Origin of the sequence: Silanimonas sp. (assembly GCF_027530345.1) — a bacterium.
Classification (GTDB): domain Bacteria; phylum Pseudomonadota; class Gammaproteobacteria; order Xanthomonadales; family Xanthomonadaceae; genus Silanimonas.
In genome coordinates this window covers 163750-178951 of sequence record NZ_JAPZQK010000013.1, presented here as the reverse complement: position 1 = coordinate 178951, position 15202 = coordinate 163750, and the positions used below count along the sequence as shown (strand labels likewise).

The following is a 15202-nucleotide window of genomic DNA, read 5'->3' as shown; positions in this document are numbered from 1 at the left end:
CCCCTCCCATGCGCCTGCCTTCGGCCGGTGCAAGGGAAGCGCACGCCGCGCGCGAGTCACCCCACCGTAAGGCGATCGAAGTGACCCAACCCGCCATTCTCGCGCTCGAAGACGGAACCGTATTCGAGGGCGTTTCCGTCGGCGCGCCCGGCCTTTCCGTGGGTGAAGTGGTGTTCAACACCGCGCTCACCGGCTACCAGGAAGTGCTGACCGACCCCTCCTACGCGCGCCAGATGGTCACCCTGACCTACCCGCACATCGGCAATACCGGCTTCACGCCCGAAGACGACGAGGCTGCCAAGGTCTGGTGCGCCGGCCTGATCGTCCGCGACGTGCCGCGCCGCCCCAGCAACTGGCGTTCGCGCGAGGCGCTGCCGGAATGGCTGGCGAAGCGCGGCGTCGTCGCCATCGCCGGCATTGACACCCGCAAGCTGACGCGCCTGCTGCGCGAGCGCGGCGCCCAGAACGGCGCGCTGATGGCCGGTGAGATCGACGCCGACAAGGCCATCGAGGCCGCCCGCAAGTTCCCGGGCCTGAAGAACCTCGACCTCGCCCAGGTCGTCACCACCGACCGCGTCCACGAGTGGACGGAAGGCTCGCTGGACCTCGACCGCGGCGGTTTCGCGAAGGCCGACGGCCGCTTCCATGTCGTGGCCTACGACTTCGGTGTCAAGACCAACATCCTGCGCCTGCTCGCCGACCGCGGCTGCCGCCTGACGGTGGTGCCGGCCAAGACGCCCGCCGCCGACGTGCTGGCGATGAAGCCCGACGGCGTGTTCCTGTCGAACGGCCCCGGCGACCCGGCGCCCTGTGATTACGCCATCGCCGCGATCGTCGAGATCCTCAAGGCCGGCGTGCCGACCTTTGGCATTTGCCTCGGCCACCAGCTGCTGGCGCTGGCCAGCGGCGCGAAGACGCTGAAGATGAAGTTCGGCCACCACGGCGCGAACCACCCGGTGCAGGACCTCGATTCCGGCCGCGTGATGATCACCAGCCAGAACCACGGCTTCGCCGTCGACGAGGGCACGCTGCCCGCGACGCTGCGCGTCACGCACCGCTCGCTGTTCGACGGCAGCAACCAGGGCATCGCGCGCACCGACGTGCCAGCCTTCAGCTTCCAGGGCCATCCCGAAGCCAGCCCCGGTCCGCACGACGTGGCCGGCCTGTTCGACCGCTTCATCGGCCTGATGCAGGCCCACCCGCAGGGAGCCCGCTGACATGCCGAAGCGCACTGATATCCAGACCATCCTGATCATCGGCGCCGGCCCGATCGTCATCGGCCAGGCCTGCGAGTTCGACTACTCCGGCGCCCAGGCTTGCAAGGCGCTGAAGGAAGAGGGCTATCGCGTCGTGCTGGTGAACAGCAACCCGGCGACGATCATGACCGACCCGGAGATGGCCGACGCCGTCTACATCGAGCCGATCAACCCGGCCACGGTCGAACGCATCATCGCCAAGGAAAAGCCCGACGCGCTGCTGCCGACGATGGGTGGCCAGACCGCGCTGAACTGCGCGCTCGACATGGCCGACGCCGGCACGCTGGAGAAGTATGGCGTCGAGCTGATCGGCGCCTCGCGCGAGGCCATCCGCATGGCCGAGGACCGCGAGCTGTTCCGCGTGGCGATGAAGGAGATCGGCCTCGAGTGCCCGAAGGCCCAGGTGGCGCGCTCGCTCGAGCAGGCCATCGAGATCCAGGCCACGGTGGGCTACCCGACCATCATCCGTCCGAGCTTCACCCTCGGCGGCAGCGGCGGCGGTATCGCCTACAACCGCGAAGAGCTCGTCGAGATCGTCACCCGCGGCCTCGATCTCTCGCCCACCAGCGAAGTGCTGGTGGAGGAATCGGTGCTCGGCTGGAAGGAGTTCGAGATGGAAGTGGTCCGCGACACCGCGGACAATTGCATCATCGTCTGCTCCATCGAGAACCTCGACCCGATGGGCGTGCACACCGGCGACAGCATCACCGTCGCGCCGGCGCAGACGCTCACCGACAAGGAATACCAGCGCCTGCGCGACGCCTCGATCGCCGTGCTGCGCAAGATCGGCGTCGACACCGGCGGCTCGAACGTGCAGTTCGGCATCAACTCGCAGACCGGCCGCGTGGTCGTCATCGAGATGAACCCGCGCGTGTCGCGCTCCTCGGCGCTGGCCTCGAAGGCCACCGGCTTCCCGATTGCCAAGATCGCCGCGAAGCTCGCTGTCGGCTACACGCTGGACGAGCTCAAGAACGACATCACCGGCGGCCTGACCCCGGCCTCGTTCGAGCCGTCGATCGACTACGTCGTCACCAAGATCCCGCGCTTCGCTTTCGAGAAGTTCGCTGCCGCCGACGCCCGCCTCACCACGCAGATGAAGTCCGTGGGCGAAGTGATGGCCATGGGCCGCACCTTCCAGGAGTCGCTGCAGAAGGCCCTGCGCGGTCTCGAGATCGGCAAGGTCGGCTTCGACCCGACCGGTGACGCGACGAAGGGCGAGGAAGGCCTGACCCGCATCAAGCGCGAGCTGAAGGACGCCCGTCCGGAGCGCCTGTTCCACGTCGGCGAGGCTTTCCGCGCCGGCCTGTCGGTGGACGACGTCTACAAGCTCTCGTACATCGATCCGTGGTTCCTCGATCAGATCGAGGAGCTGATCGCGATGGAGCGTGACGTCGCCACCGCTGGCCTCGCCGGCCTCGACAAGCCGCGTCTGCGCAATCTGAAGCGTGCTGGCTTCTCCGACGCGCGCCTCGCCCAGCTGGTCGGCACCGACGAGTCGGCCGTGCGCGCCCTGCGCCGCGCTTTCGGCGTGCGCCCGGTCTACAAGCGCGTGGACAGCTGCGCCGCCGAGTTCGCCACGTCGACGGCCTACATGTACTCGACCTACGAGGACGAGTGCGAAGCCCATCCGACGAACCGCGACAAGATCATGGTGCTCGGTGGCGGCCCGAACCGCATCGGGCAGGGCATCGAGTTCGACTACTGCTGCGTGCACGCGGCTCTCGCGCTGCGCGAGGACGGGTTCGAGACCATCATGGTCAACTGCAATCCGGAGACGGTCTCGACCGACTACGACACCTCCGACCGCCTGTACTTCGAGCCGCTGACGCTCGAGGACGTGCTGGAGATCGTCGATCTCGAGAAGCCGAAGGGCGTGATCGTGCAGTACGGCGGCCAGACGCCGCTGAAGCTCGCGCGCGCACTCGAAGCCAACGGCGTGCCGATCATCGGCACCTCGCCGGACAGCATCGACCTCGCCGAGGACCGCGAGCGCTTCCAGAAGCTGGTCGATGACCTCGGCCTGCTGCAGCCGCCGAACCGCACCGCCCGCAACGCCGAGCAGGCGCTGGCCCATGCGAAGGAGATCGGCTACCCGCTGGTCGTTCGCCCGAGCTACGTGCTGGGCGGCCGCGCGATGGAAGTCGTGTATTCCGACGAGGACCTTTCGCGCTACATCCGCGAAGCCGTGCAGGTCTCGAACGATTCGCCGGTGCTGCTCGACCGCTTCCTCGACAACGCCGTCGAAGTCGACGTCGATGTGATCGCCGACAAGGACGGCAACGTCCTGATCGGCGGCATCATGGAACACATCGAGGAGGCCGGCGTGCACTCGGGGGACAGCTCCTGCTCGCTGCCGCCGTACTCGCTGTCCAAGGAGATCCAGGACCGCCTGCGCGTGCAGGTCGCCCAGCTCGCGCGCGGCCTGAAGGTCGTCGGCCTGATGAACACGCAGTTCGCGATCCAGGGCGAGACGATCTATCTGCTGGAAGTGAATCCGCGTGCCTCGCGCACCGTGCCCTTCGTCTCGAAGGCCATCGGCCGCCCGCTGGCGAAGATCGCCGCGCGCTGCATGGCTGGCCAGACGCTGGCGGAGCAGGGTGCGACCAAGGAAATCATCCCGCCGTACTTCTCGGTGAAGGAAGCGATCTTCCCGTTCGCGAAGTTCCAGGGCGTCGACCCGATCCTCGGCCCGGAGATGCGCTCCACCGGCGAGATCATGGGTGTCGGCCCGACCTTCGAAGAAGCGTTTGCGCGTGCCGAGGAAGCCGCCAACATCAAGGCGCCGGCGCCAGGCAAAAAGGTGTTCTGCTCGGTGCGTGATGCCGACAAGCAGCGCCTGCTGCCCGTGGCGCGCGACCTGCTGGCGCGCGGCCATAAGCTGGTTGCCACCGAGGGCACGGCGAAGTTCCTCGCCGCCGAAGGCCTGGAGGTCGAGCGCATCAACAAGGTGGCCGAAGGCCGCCCGCACATCGTCGACCTGATCAAGAACGGCGAGATCAGCTACGTCATCAACACCACCGAGGGGAAGGTCGCCATTGCCGACTCCTTCTCCATCCGCCGCGAGGCGCTGCAGCACCGCGTCACTTACTCGACAACGGTGGCTGGGGCCCGGGCACTTGTCGGGGCGATCGACGCGCGCAACAACCCGCGCGTGACCTCGCTGCAGGAACTGCACAAGGAACTGAACGCATGAGAGCCCCGCTGACGAGCAAGGGCGCGACGCGCCTGCGCGACGAGCTCGAGAAGCTGAAGACCGTCGATCGCCCGAAGGTCATCGAGGCGATCGCCGAGGCCCGCGCCCACGGCGACCTCAAGGAAAACGCCGAGTACCACGCCGCGCGCGAGATGCAGGGCTTCATCGAGGGCCGCATCAAGGAGCTCGAGTACACGCTCTCGCACGCCCAGGTGATCGACATCGCCTCGTTGAACGCCGGCTCGCGCATCGTCTTCGGTGCGACGGTCGAGCTGGCCGACGTCGATACCGACGACAAGGTCACGTACACCATCGTTGGCGACCTCGAGAGCGACATCAAGCAGCGCCTGATCTCGATCTCCTCGCCGGTGGCGCGCGCCTTGATCGGCAAGCACGAAGGCGACACCGTCACCATCGAAGCGCCGGGCGGCCAGCGCGAGTTCGAGATCACCGGCGTCAGCTACATCCCCTGACGTCGTGCTGACGCTGCTGCTTCCGGCTCGCAGGTACTTCGCCGGCCAGGGTCTATCGCCCGCCGTTGCGAAGGCCCTGGGCCGTGCGGCGACGAGCGATACCGAGGCGGGCGAACTCGCCCAGCTGCGTCGGCCGTTCCGCCTGCGCCCGGTGGGCCAGTGGCCCAGCGCTGCTCTCATGGAGCGGCGCTTGAAGCCCGGAGGCGACGTGCAGCCGTTCCAATGGCTGCGTGCCGATCCCGTGTGGTTGCAGCCCGACCTCACCACGGCGAGGCTGATGGCCTGGGGAAACCTCGGGCTCACGGCGGAGGACGCCGAGGCGTTGATGGCCCCGCTGAAGCCGCTGTTCGGCGATTTCGGTTACGTCTTCGAAGCCCGCGAAGCGGAAGCGTGGTCGGTGCAGTGTCCGCGAGAGACGCGCTTGCCGTCCTTTCCGCACCCGCTCGCGGCGCTTGGCGATGACGCCTTTCCCTACCTGCCTGAAGGCCCGGACGCCCGCCGCTGGCGGAGCCTGATGGGCGAGGCCCAAGTGCTGATGCACCAGCACCCGGTCAATGCCGAGCGCGCGCGCCGCAGCCTGCCGCCAGCGAACAGCCTGTGGTTTTGGGGCGAAGGCGGGCTTCCCGACCAGATCGAAGGCCCCGAAGGGCATGTCGCCACCGCCGATCCGGAGCTTGCCGCGTATGCGCAGGCGGCCGGTGCCGCGGTAAGTGATCGCGTCGATGCCACGAAACCCGGCCTGATCGACCTCCGTGCCGAGCGACGCTGGGCGGTCATCGACGATCTGCTCGCGCTGGCGATGGCGTCGATGGCGCAGGGCGCCTTCGCGCAGCTGCGCCTCGACTTCGCCGATGGTCATCGTGTCTCGCTCGAGCGGAACCAACGTTGGCGGTTCTGGAAGCCGGCGTTCAAGGGCTTCGCGTGACGGCATCGCCGACCCTGCGCCGCCGCGACGTCCCGGCCGTCGGTGACTGGCCGTCCCACGTTCCCCCACTCCTGCAGCGGCTGTACGCCGCTCGGGGCATCGCTTCTGCCGAGCAGGCCGAACTGAAGCTGGCGAAGCTGCTGGCGCCACAGAAGTTGGGCGGCATTGACGTCGCTGTGGACCTGCTTCATGCCGCGCTGCGTCGCGATGCCCACATCGTCGTGGTGGGCGATTTCGACTGCGATGGTGCGACCGGCACGGCGGTCGCGGTGCGCGGCCTGCGCCTGCTCGGCGCTCGGCACGTGTCCTACCGAGTACCGCATCGCATCGCCCACGGTTACGGCCTGTCGCCGGCCCTGGTCGAGGAGGAGCTGGCGCCGATCGCGCCGGACCTCGTTATCACCGTCGACTCCGGCATCGCCTGCCTGCCCGGCGTGGCCGCGGCGAAAGCGCGAGGTTGGCAGGTGCTGGTCACCGACCATCATCTGCCCGGCGAGGAGCTCCCTGCCGCTGACGCCATCGTCAATCCGAACCTGCGCGGTGACGGGTTCCCGAGCAAGGCGCTGGCCGGCGTCGGCGTGGTGTTCTACTTGTTGCTGGCGCTGCGCGCGCGGCTTCGGGACCGCGGCGAACCCGGCGCGGAGGCCGACCTGTCGAGCCTGCTTGACCTCGTGGCCGTGGGAACCGTGGCCGATCTCGTGCCGCTCGACGACAACAACCGTCTGCTGGTCGCTGCGGGCCTCAAGCGCCTGCGCGAAGGCCGCGGACAGCCGGGCGTGTTGGCCTTGTCGGAGGTCGCCCAGCGCCGTCTGCCGGTGCTCACCGCCACCGACATCGGCTTCGGCATCGGGCCGCGCATCAATGCCGCCGGTCGGTTGGAGGACATGACCCTCGGCATCGAGTGCCTGCTCACCGACGATGCCGAACGCGCGATGCAGCTCGCGAAGCAACTCGACGCCATCAATGCCGAGCGCCGCGAACTGCAGCAGCAGATGGTCGACGACGCCGAAGCCGCGGCCTCGGCGCTGCCGCTGCCCGAGGGTGGCCACGATGCGTATTGCCTGCGCGACGAGAGCTGGCACCCCGGCGTGGTCGGTCTGGTGGCTTCGAAGCTCAAGGAGAAGCTGCACCGACCGGTGATCGCCTTCGCGCCCGCCGATGCGGGTTCGACGACACTGCGCGGCTCCGCCCGCTCCATTCCCGGCGTGCACGTGCGCGATGCGCTGGCGGATGTCGATGCCCTGCATCCCGGTTTGATCCTCCGCTACGGCGGCCACGCGATGGCGGCCGGCCTGAGCCTCGACGCCGCCCACTTCGACGCGTTCCGCCACGCCTTCGAGGCGGCCGTGGCCCGCCGGCTCACCGACGAGCTGCGCGAGTCCGAACTGTGGTCCGATGGCGAACTCGCGCCGCAGGAATTGAATCGGCCGACCGCCGAGGCGCTGCGCCTGGCTGGGCCCTGGGGGCAGGGCTTCCCCGAGCCCCTCTTCGACGGCGAATTCGAAGTGCGCTCATGGAAGGTTCTGGCAGAGCGCCATCTCAAGTTTGAACTCGGCATGCCGGGTCGCCTCGGCCCGGTCAACGCCATCCATTTCGGGGGCGCCGCCCTCGGCGCACCGCCAGATCGCGTGCGCCTGGCCTTCGGCCTCGATCTCGACGATTTCCGCGGCCGGCGCGACGTGCAGCTCCTCGTCCGGCACTGGTGGGCGGCCTGAGCCCGGGCTCGCCGCGCGGCCTGATAAACTCCGCGGTCTTTCACGAACACGAGAACGCGCCATGGAGACCAATCCCGTGCGCCAGCGCATCGCCGACCTCAAGGGCCGGCTGGATGTGCTCAGGGGGTACCTTTGACTACGACCAGAAGGTCGAACGTCTAGAAGAAGTCAGTCGCGAGCTGGAAAGCCCGACGATCTGGAACGAGCCCGAAAAGGCCCAAGGCCTCGGCCGCGAGCGCGCGGCGCTCGAGAAGGTCGTGCATGGCCTGAAGACGCTCGACGATGGATTCACCGGCGCGCTGGAGCTGCTCGAGCTGGCCGAGATGGAGAACGACGAGGACACCTTCAACGCGGTGGTGGCCGACGTCGATGCCGCGCAGGTGCATCTCGAGAAGCTCGAGTTCCAGCGCATGTTCAGCGGCAAGATGGACAGCGCCAGCGCCTTCGTCGACATCCAGGCCGGTGCCGGTGGCACCGAGGCGCAGGACTGGGCCGAAATCCTGCTGCGCATGTACCTGCGCTGGTGCGAATCGCGCGGCTGGAAGACCGAGCTGATGGAAGTCAGCGGTGGCGACGTGGCCGGCATCAAGTCGGCGACGGTGCGCATCGAAGGCGACTACGCCTACGGCTGGCTGAAGACCGAGACGGGCGTGCACCGCCTAGTGCGCAAGTCGCCGTTCGACTCCGACAACCGCCGGCACACGAGCTTCACCTCGGTGTTCGTCTCGCCGGAAGTCGACGACAACATCGACATCACGATCAACCCGGCCGACCTCAAGACCGACGTCTACCGCTCCTCGGGCGCCGGCGGTCAGCACGTGAACAAGACCGAATCAGCGGTGCGCATCACGCACGTGCCGACCGGCATCGTCGTGGCCTGCCAGAACGGCCGCAGCCAGCACCAGAACCGCGACACCGCGATGAAGATGCTGGCCGCGAAGCTGTACGAGCTCGAGATCCAGAAGCGCAACGCCGAGAAGGACGCCGTCGAGGCGACCAAGTCCGACATCGGCTGGGGCAGCCAGATCCGCAACTATGTGCTCGACCAGAGCCGCATCAAGGACCTGCGCACCGGCATCGAGCGCAGCGACACGCAGAAGGTGCTCGACGGCGACCTCGACGAATTCGTCGAGGCGAGCCTGAAGGCCGGCCTCGAGGTCGGCGCGAAACGGAGCGATGCGGCCTGACCGCATCGCCCCCGCGGCCCTCGGCGCTCGCCGACGCATTGCCTCCTTCCTGCACCCAACCTCTTCCGCCTGACGCCCCCATGTCCGAACAAACCAACGCCCAGCCGACGCCTGCCGCCGAGAACGCCCTTGATGAGAACAAGCTCATCGCCGAGCGCCGCGCGAAATTGACGGCGCTGCGCGGCCAGGGCGTCGCTTTCCCGAACGACGCCAAGCGCGAGCACTACGCGGGTGATCTGCAGGGCGAGTTCGCCGACAAGGACCAGTGGACGGCCGAAGCGCTGGAAGCCGGCGGGCGCGAGGTTCGAATCGCTGGCCGCCTGATGGCGAAGCGCGTGATGGGCAAGGCAGCGTTCGCACAGCTGCAGGACATGAGCGGCCGCATCCAGCTCTATCTGGTCGGCGCCGACCTGGGGGAGAGCTACGACGCCTTCAAGGGCTGGGACATCGGCGACATCGTCGCGGTCGAAGGTGGCCTCACCCGCACGCGCACCGGCGAGCTGTCGGTCAAGGTGGCGGCCATCCGCCTGCTTACGAAGGCCCTGCGCCCGCTGCCGGACAAGTTCCACGGCCTCGCCGACGTCGAGCAGCGCTACCGCATGCGCTATGTCGACACCATCGTCAGCGAGGAGTCGCGCGAGGTCTTCGTGCTGCGCTCGCGGATCATCGGCGCGATGCGCCGCTGGCTCGACGCGCGGCGCTTCCTCGAGGTCGAGACGCCGATGATGCATTACATCCCCGGCGGCGCCACGGCCAAGCCGTTCATGACGCACCACAACGCGCTGGACCTCGATCTGTACCTCCGCGTCGCGCCCGAGCTGTACCTGAAGCGCCTCGTCGTCGGCGGCTTCGAGCGCGTGTACGAGATCAACCGCAATTTCCGCAACGAGGGCGTGTCGACGCGGCACAACCCCGAGTTCACCATGCTCGAGCTGTACGAGGCCTACGCCACGTATACCGAGATCATGGACCTCACCGAAGGCGTGATCCGCGACGTCGCGCAGGAGGTGCTCGGCCGCACCGCGCTGGAATGGGAGGGCAGGGCGATCGACCTCGGCCCCGCGTTCCGCCGCTGGCGCATGGACGATGCCGTGCGCGAAGCCGACCCCACGATCACCGCCGCCGACTGCCGCGACCGCGAGGCGCTGGCCAAGCATTGCGCCCGCCACGGCGTGCACGTGAAGCCGTCCTACGGCTGGGGCAAGCTGCTGCTCGAGCTCTTCGAGAAGCTGGTCGAGGGCAACCTCGTGCAGCCGACCTTCATCACGCACTACCCGGTGGAAGTCAGCCCGCTGGCCCGCGAGAGCGACACCGAGCCGGGCATCACCGATCGCTTCGAGCTGTTCGTCGGCGGCAAGGAGATCGCGAACGGGTTCTCCGAGCTCAACGATCCGGAAGACCAGGCCGCCCGCTTCAAGGCACAGGTCGAAGCCAAGGACGCCGGCGATGACGAGGCCATGCACTTCGACGCCGACTACATCCGCGCGCTGGAAGTGGGCCTGGCCCCCACCGGCGGCTTGGGCATCGGCATCGACCGCCTGGTGATGCTGCTCACCGACCGCGCGTCGATCCGCGATGTGCTGCTGTTCCCGTACATGCGCCCCGAAGCCTAAAGGCGGTCGAAGAGCGTAAAAAAACGTGATGTGCGCCACAGAAGTGTGGGGCGCCTCACGTTTTTTCACATCCATTGACGAAGTCGGTGTGTGACGTAGTTCGCACTGTTAGAGTCCGAGGCCTGCTGACTGCCTAGACGTGCATGCCGACGACCGCCCGCGCCCCCGAGCGCCGTGTCCCGCCCGCCCGGCCGCAAGTGGCCTGGGCCGCCTGTGTCCTCCTCGCCACCCTGGTTGCGACCGTTGCGGGCCCTCTCGCCGCCGCGGTGCAAACCGTTGCCGACCGCTTCGTCGTCACCGAGAACTCGGCCGCGCTGAGCCTGCGGGTGCTCGCCAACGACCGTATTCCCGCGGCGGAACTCGTGGATGGGACCCTGACCATACTCCGCGCGCCGGTGCTGGGCGCTGCGTCGATCAATGGCTCGGGCACGACGGGAACCGTGGCGGACGACGTTCTCGTCTACCAGCCGACCGCCGACCGCAGTGGCGAGGATTCGCTGCGCTATCGGGTCTGCGGTGGCGGTGCCTGCGCCGAGGGCGAGGTAGCGATCGTCGTCCGTCCCATCGCGGAATCGATCACCCTGGCCGTGACCTCTAGCAGCGGCTACCAGGACCTCGGTGCCGCCAATGTCCGTGCCCTGCCATCGGCGCGTTTCGTCGCCAGCCCGTTGGTGGAAGCCCAGGTCTCGGAATACCCGCTCGCGGTCGACCCGACGCCGTGGTTGCCCTTCGCCGGCAACGCGGAGCTGTCGCTGCGGGTGCTGCCCTCGGCGCCGACGGCCCGCGACTGGCGCGTGCTGGTCGATGCTCGCTCGCTCTCGTCCGGCAACGTCGACGTCTACCTCGGCATCGACATCAATCGCGACGGGCTGGCCTCCGCGAACGAACTGCGCTGTTCGGCCGGCATGTCGGCCACGGCGGAACGCTGCGAGATGGCCGTCACGGTGCCGACCTGCGGCAACGTCATGTACTGGATGCTGGTGGTGAACGCGGGCAGCGTCGCGCACACCGCACGCGTCGAGACCTTCGAGGTGCCGATGGATCCCGGTGACGGCAGTCTGGTCGCGACCGGGCCGGGCAACATCGCCGCTCGTGCCGCGTTCCCGCTGCGCATGGGCTGGAACGCGCCCGCGCTTGCCGACACACAGAGCCGCGTGGGCTACGTCTCCGTGCAGTCGGCGGCGGGCGTCACGGTCGGCAGCGTGCCCGTGCGCGTGAACCGCGCCGGCCGCGTCGAGAACGGGATCGCCTTGGCCAGCGGCGAAGAGCGGGCGTTCCGCTTGCCGGCAGGAGCCGCGCAGGATCGCCTCTTCATCGACGTCCCGGCGGGGGCGAGCAGCCTGTCCGTGACCGCGCGCGCCAGCGAAGGTGTGGACCTGTATCTGGCGCGCGTGCCGGCGCCCGTTGCCAACGTGGCCATCCCCACCATCGCCGCCGCACCGGCGCGCAGCGCCGCGAACGCCGCGTCGAGTGCGTCGGCCCCGATGCAGACCCTGTCGGTCAGCGGTGCCGCCCTGTCACCGGGACGCTGGTACATCGTCCCGACCAATCCGTCGGCGCGGATCGGCGAGGTCGCCGTGCGGGCCACGGTGGCCGGCACATCACCGGTCGTGCGCCCGGGCGGCTACTTCAACACCGGTCGGCCGGGGCACGGCCTGTTCCTTTACCCCGCGGGTGCCGAGTGGGCGGGGCTCTGGTACACGTACCTTCAGGACGGCAGTTCGACCTGGTACTACCTGCAGGGACGCGCGCCGGGCGCGAACGGGCAGTGGCGCGGCACGATCTACCGCAGTGCGTGGGACGGTTCACGCAACACGTTGTCCGCGGTCGGCGACGCCGTGACTACGCCGACGGGCGCCGACGCCTTCACCTTCAGTTATCGCCTCGATGGGCAGGCTGGCAGCGAGGCCTTCTCCAGTTTCGGCCGCGGCTGCCCCAGCCTCAATGGCGCGCCGGTGAACACCAGCGGCCACTGGTTCGATCCGGCGCGGGCAGGCACCGGCTACAGCGTGCAGCTGTTCCCGAACTACGAGTTCTACGCCGCCTTCGTGTACGACGCCGCGGGCGTGCCGCGCTTCCTCACCGCGGAGCGCTCCGGCTTTGGCGGCGCGAGCGCCAGCGTGCCGCTTGAACAGCTCACCGGCTTCTGCCCGCTCTGCGCCCGGACCGCGGCACCCGCACGTCGTGCGGTGGGAAGCCTGCAGCGCTCGTACGCGAGCGGCAGCCTCTCGATCATGACGGTCGATGCGACCTATGCGGCGGGCGTGAGCGGCCGTTGGAGCGGCACCGATAGCGTTCAGGCACTAGGCGGCAGCACGTCGCTACAGGGCTGCACGCTCTGACGGGCGAGGGGCACGGGCGCGCGACTAGCCGCGCCCGGCGGGCTGGGGATCAGCGCAGCCAGTAGCTGATCGGCGCAGGCCGGCCGAACAGGTAGCCCTGCGCGTGGTCGCAGCCGGCCTCGAGCACGGCGCCGAGCATCGCTTCCGTTTCCACGCCTTCGGCTACCGCACGCATGCCGAGGCGGTGGGCCATGCCGGAGATCGCCTCCAGCAGGGCGCGCGTGCGCGGATTGGCGGCATCGGCGACGAAGCTCTGGTCGATCTTGAGGATGGCGGCCGGCAGGTGGCGCAGGTAGCCCAACGAGGAGTAGCCCTGCCCGAAGTCGTCGATGGCGAGGCGCACGCCCTCGGTGGCAAGGCGCTGCAGGGCGCTGGCGTTGCGTCCGACGTCGTGCAGCACGGCCGTCTCGGTCACCTCGATCATCAGGCTCTGCGGCGGCAGTTCCCAGATCGCCAGGGCGGCGAGGACCTGCTCGCATAGCGCGGGATTGTCGAAAGCGCGGGCCGACAGGTTGATGGCGCAGTAGAGTTCCGGTTGGCGACGCTGGAGGGGCACGAACTCGCGTAGGGCGACCTGCAGCGTCCAGCGCGTGAGTTCCTCGGCGAGGCCGGCGTCCTCGGCCATGGGAATGAAGACCGAGGGTGCGACCTCGTTGCCATCGCCGCGGCGCCAGCGCGCGAGCGCTTCGTAGCCCACGACGCGTTGCTCCGGCAGGGTAACGATGGGCTGGTAGACGAGGTCGAGCGCGTTGCGCGAAAGCGCATCGCGGAGCTCGGTGACCATCGCATCCTGGGTGTACTCGCGGGCGATGGCGATGGTTTCGCCCTCGCGTACCGCGTGCACGACGGCGGCGCTCGCACGCTGCTGCAGCGAGGTCGGGGACTCCCCCGGTTCGGTCGCGAGCGCAGCGCCCACCGTCGGCATCAGGTGCAGGTGGCGGCCACCGGCCACGATCGGCGACTCCAGTTCACGAAGGATGCGCTGGGCCGCCAGCTCGGCGTGGCCGAGGCCGAAGAGTCGCGGCAGGAGCACGTAGAAATCGCCGTGTCCACTGCGCAGCAGGTGGTCGCCCGGGCGGAGCGCGGCGACGATGCGGGCTTCGGCTTCGTCGAACGCGATTTCCGTCAGCGGCTGCCCGTGGGCGGCGGCGAGTGCCAGCCGTTGTCGGAAGTGGACCTGCAGCAGGGCGAGGCTGGCGTTCGGCGAGGCGGACTTGAGGAGCTGCGCCGCGGACGCTTCGTACGCCGGCCAGCCCGCCGGGGTGTCAGAGGAAGAACTCGGCGAGATCAAGGCCATAGGCTCCCGGCTGCAGCGCGCGGTGGATGGTGAGCCGCGGGCCGTCCGCCTCGGGCTGTTGCCAGAGGTCGACCTGTCGGAAGGCGGGGTTGACGGTCTTGTCCGGGCGCGTCAGCACGGTGACCTTGGGCAGCAGCCGGCGCGCGCTGTTCTGCGCGGTGATGACGGCGACTTCGCCGCTGCTCAACTCGACCAGCGATCCGGTCGGGTACACGCCGATGCTTTGGCTGAACTGCTCGATCAACTCGGCTTGGAACAGGCGGTCGCGTTCGCGGTAAAGGGCCTGCAGCACGTGGTGGCGGGCGGACGCCGGCTGGTAGACGCGCGCGCTGCTCATCGCATCGAAGCTGTCGACGATGCCGAGCATCCGCGCTTCGAGCGGGATCTCGAAACCGCGACGCCCGGCGGGGTAGCCGCTGCCGTCGTGGCGCTCGTGGTGATGGGCCACCGCGCTGCGGATAAGCGGGGTGGTGCCCGGCGTGCTGTCGAGCTGCGCCAGGCTGGCTTCGACATGGCGCTTCATGGTCTCGCGCTGCACGTCGGAAAGCGGAGCCGCGTGGTTCACCGTGCCCTCGGGAAGGGAGGCCAAGCCGAGATCCATCAGCATCCCTGAACTCGCGAGTTCCACCAGCACACTGCCCGGGAAGCCGAGCTGGCGGCCGAAGGCCGACATCAGAGCCGCGCAGTTCACCGCGTGGCTGTAGGCATAGGGGTCGCGCTCCTTCAGGCTGGCCAGCCAGAAGTACGCGTCCGGATTGCGGATGACGCTGGCGACGACCGGTTCGACCGCGGTGCTGATCTCTTCGATCGACAGCTTGCGGCCTTCGCGCAGGTCGGCGGTCAGGCGTCGCGACAGCTTCTGCGCTTCGTTCGCCGCGAACTTGATGCGCGGCAGCTCTTCCTCGAGGCTGGCACTGATCCGGTACTGCGTTGGTGCGCCCACGTGGCGCAATCCGCTGCCGCCGCCGCCCACGTCCAAGCTCATCAGCACGGCCCCTGGCGTGCCATCGACGCTGCGGATGCGGTCGATGAACACGTAGTCGGCGTGCTGGCGGACGGCGATGATGTCGTCCACGGTACGAACCATCACGCCTTGCAGCGGGAACGCCGTGGTGTCCCACGAGCGACCCTCAAGCCGGCAGACGAACATGCCGGGCTGCAGTTCGTTGACGTTGAGACGAACCTCTTCGACAGCCATCGC

10 protein-coding genes are annotated in these 15202 nt (G+C 68.6%); 8 read left to right on the top strand and 2 right to left on the bottom strand.

The features are described 5' to 3' along the window. Window positions 1-80 precede the first annotated feature (80 nt). The 8 genes from carA to O9255_RS08180 all read left to right on the top strand — a co-directional run bounded on the left by carA (window position 81) and on the right by O9255_RS08180 (window position 12704). A complete protein-coding gene (gene carA, locus O9255_RS08215; RefSeq protein ID WP_297866367.1) occupies window positions 81-1217 on the top strand; it encodes a glutamine-hydrolyzing carbamoyl-phosphate synthase small subunit in 1137 nt (378 codons plus the stop codon). Window position 1218: 1 nt separating this feature from the next. Then, entirely contained in the window at window positions 1219-4449 is a 3231-nt protein-coding gene (gene carB, locus O9255_RS08210) for a carbamoyl-phosphate synthase large subunit (protein ID WP_297866366.1), read from the top strand. Further along, window positions 4446-4922, top strand: a complete 477-nt coding sequence (greA, locus tag O9255_RS08205) for a transcription elongation factor GreA (RefSeq protein WP_297866365.1) — start codon at window positions 4446-4448, stop codon at window positions 4920-4922. Before carB ends, greA begins: the two co-directional genes overlap by 4 nt. 4 nt (window positions 4923-4926) lie before the next feature. After that, entirely contained in the window at window positions 4927-5847 is a 921-nt protein-coding gene (locus O9255_RS08200; protein ID WP_297866364.1) for a phosphoglycerate mutase, read from the top strand. Continuing rightward, on the top strand, window positions 5844-7562 hold the full coding sequence (recJ, locus tag O9255_RS08195) for a single-stranded-DNA-specific exonuclease RecJ (protein ID WP_297866363.1): 1719 nt from the start codon (window positions 5844-5846) through the stop codon (window positions 7560-7562). The genes O9255_RS08200 and recJ overlap by 4 nt, the downstream gene beginning before the upstream one ends. Before the next feature lie 61 nt (window positions 7563-7623). Further along, window positions 7624-8749 (top strand): peptide chain release factor 2 gene (gene prfB, locus O9255_RS08190; RefSeq protein WP_297866362.1). Its coding sequence is split into 2 segments (ribosomal slippage): window positions 7624-7695 and window positions 7697-8749, totalling 1125 coding nucleotides; the frame shifts between segments, so codons are not numbered across the junction. 80 nt (window positions 8750-8829) lie between these two features. Continuing rightward, a complete protein-coding gene (gene lysS, locus O9255_RS08185) occupies window positions 8830-10362 on the top strand; it encodes a lysine--tRNA ligase (protein ID WP_297866361.1) in 1533 nt (510 codons plus the stop codon). A 143-nt stretch (window positions 10363-10505) separates the two neighbouring features. Continuing rightward, window positions 10506-12704 (top strand): Ig-like domain-containing protein, encoded by a 2199-nt coding sequence (locus O9255_RS08180; RefSeq protein WP_297866360.1) that lies wholly within the window; start codon window positions 10506-10508, stop codon window positions 12702-12704. Between the two features lie 49 nt (window positions 12705-12753). Here the strand turns inward: O9255_RS08180 and O9255_RS08175 are convergent, their stop codons facing one another. Continuing rightward, window positions 12754-14001 (bottom strand): GGDEF domain-containing phosphodiesterase, encoded by a 1248-nt coding sequence (locus O9255_RS08175; protein ID WP_297866359.1) that lies wholly within the window; start codon window positions 13999-14001, stop codon window positions 12754-12756. Continuing rightward, on the bottom strand, window positions 13970-15199 hold the full coding sequence (locus tag O9255_RS08170) for an HD-GYP domain-containing protein (protein ID WP_297866358.1): 1230 nt from the start codon (window positions 15197-15199) through the stop codon (window positions 13970-13972). Before O9255_RS08170 ends, O9255_RS08175 begins: the two co-directional genes overlap by 32 nt. Between the last annotated feature and the right edge of the window lie 3 nt (window positions 15200-15202).